This is a genomic window from Chamaesiphon sp. OTE_20_metabat_361 (genome assembly GCF_031364565.1).
Window position 1 is genome coordinate 1 of record NZ_JANLWO010000254.1, and the last position, 2651, is coordinate 2651.

Annotated in this window: 2 protein-coding genes; both read left to right on the forward strand. The window is 43.9% G+C overall.

The genetic code is table 11. The features are described 5' to 3' along the window. Nucleotides 1–1501, forward strand: a 1501-nt coding sequence (locus RMO35_RS07405) for a glycosyltransferase family 39 protein (protein WP_309739777.1), incomplete at its 5' end; no start/stop codon positions are given. 128 nt (nt 1502–1629) lie between these two features. After that, entirely contained in the window at nt 1630–2481 is an 852-nt protein-coding gene (locus RMO35_RS07410; protein WP_309739779.1) for an alpha/beta fold hydrolase, read from the forward strand. Nucleotides 2482–2651 lie beyond the last annotated feature (170 nt).

Sequence of the window (2651 nt, forward strand, 5' to 3'; positions counted from 1 at the left end):
TTACTATCTCTACACTCTGCATCCCGACTGGAGTTATTTCGATCACCCGCCGCTAGTTGCCCTGACGACGGGTTTCGGAATTTGGTTGACGGGAGGACAAGTATCGCAGTTTACGATTCGGATCGGAACATTACTGCTCTATACTGGTTCGTTAATTTTTCTATACCTAGCCGCGCTGCGATTATATACGCTCCAAATTGCGATTAATACCCTCGCGATCGCTTCAGCAATTCCCATTTTTCAGATTGCCTTTGGCATCCTCAATACTCCGGATGCGCCGCTATTATTTTTCTGGGCACTTTCGTTATGGTTGGCAACTCAAGAATTTTTTGATTGTCGGGTTTATCAACCCAGCTTCCGGCTGACATTAATCTGTCTGACTGTCGGTTTGGCTTGTATGGGTAAATATCATGGGTTTATATTAGGATTGGGTTTAGTGGGCTTTTGTTTATGTCATGAGAGTTACCGTCGCGCGTTTAGCTCGAAGTGGTTCTGGATGGGGATACCGATTTTTTTATTGACAATTTCACCACTTTTAATTTGGAATATCAGTCATAATTGGATCTCGTTTCAGTTTCAGTCCCAACGTGCCGTTCCAAGTGGCGGTTATCAGCTCGAACGGTTAGTTATCGCCCTCTTCGTCGAGATGCTATATCTATTTCCTACTTTTGGATTTCCCTTATTGTGGGCGATAACTCGAATGACGATTCAACAAATTAGAAACTTTGACTGGCGAAGATTTTCTAGCGATCGGAGCTTTGGTAATGAGTGGGATTTAGACAAAAGGGGCTTGATTTTATGGCTGTCATTACCGCTAATTTTAGGATTTACGCTGATGTCTGGCTATCAACAAATTCTACCTGGGTGGAAGATGCCTGGATACTGGACGGCGACAATTTTGCTTGCCGAAAGGGTGGTGATTAGTCGGCGTTATGCTAATGCGCGAATACCCTATCGCTGGTTCTTTTGCTCAGTTGCTGTAATTTTGCTATTACTATCGATCGCTTTATCTCATGTGGCTTTTGGCACATTTCAAACTCCCGGTGCGACAATTTATGGCTTGATGCCCATTAAGAGCGATCCTTCAACTCAACTTTTTGACGTTCGACAACTCCGGCAAGGATTTATCGACAATCCTAAATTAAATATCGCCTTAAAAAAAGCAGATTTTGTCTTTACTAATCGTTACTATAGTGGCGGACAAATTGCGATGGCGATCGAGCCAGTCTTTCATAAACCACTAACTTGCTTTGATGCCGATCTGCGCGGTTTTGCATTTTGGTCGTCGCCAAAACAATGGCTGGGGAAAAATGCTATTTATCTAGGTAGTAAGACTTTTGATGTCGATTTGGATGCCAAGAAACGGTATCCTAGTTATTTCAACAATCTCACTAAATTAGGCGAAATTCCGATCCGGCGCGGTGGTGAAATAATCGAAATATTTAGCGTCTATCAAGCTCAGAAGTTATTAAAGCCGTTCCCCCGTCCTTATGGAAATTAGGTGTTGTTGGGGGACTGGGAGACTGGGAGACTGGGATAAATTAGCTTTAAATATGTACCATCTCTCAATTTAGCACTGTCCAAAGCACCGTTATAAAATTATCGTAAGTTCCGATCTTTATGTAATCCATGCAGGCTCATCCTTCAGTTACACCGCCACCAGATCGCTATATAGCGGTAAATGGCATCAATACGCGTTATTGGCAGATGGGTAGCAGTGGTAGTAAACTGATTTTGCTCCACGGTGGCAATGGCTCGATCGAGTTTTGGCTGTATAATATTGCCGAATTAGCTCAACACCATCAAGTTTATGCGTTTGATATGGTTGGTTCGGGCAAGTCTGACTTTCCAGACGGTACTTATTCGCTGACGGAGCAAGCCGAATTTTTAGCGGGTTTCATGACTGCACTAAACATCGATACCGCTACCCTCATCGGTAACTCGATGGGTGGTGGTGTCTCTCTAGAGTTTACGCGATTGTATCCCGATCGAGTCGATCGGTTAGTATTAGTAGATAGTATGGGCTTGGGCAAAGAGATTAGTCTGGGAATTCGCTTGATTACATTACCTGCGATCGTTAGTTTGTTGCGTCCGGGGCGGTGGATGATTCCTGCGATGTTGAGATCTAATTTCTACAATAGTCGCCAATTACCCCCAGAATGGATCGAGTTTCGCTATCCGATCTTTGCCATCCCCGGTCGAAATGCAGTAATCTTACGACTTGGACAAAGTAATTTTACGTTAGCTGGCGTGCGCTCTGACGTGTATCAACCAATTCTCGACAGTTTAGCGCAAATTACCCAAAAGACATTAATTATCTGGGGCGAAAACGATCGAATTATACCCGTCAAACATGCATATATTGCCGCCGCAGGTTTGCCAAACTATCAATTAGCGATATTCCCCAATTGTGGACACCACCCATATTTAGAATACCGCGATGATTTCAATCAATTAGTGTTGAATTTTATGGCAGATTAGCATTATTTAAAACCTCGCGATCGTCAGTCACTTGTTACCCGACGGTTGACTACTGAAACACATGCAGAGGTTCCCTCCTGTTGCTCTCCAGCAGTTATGGTGATGAGCAAGACTTATTAAAAGGGGTAAAGGGTAAAGGGTAAAGCGATTCGCGCCCGTCGGGTTCCCCG

What these genes read in the sequence shown, in the direction of transcription:
- RMO35_RS07410 (WP_309739779.1), top strand. Translation starts at nt 1,630, where the DNA reads ATGCAGGCTCATCCTTCAGTTACACCGCCACCAGATCGCTATATAGCG.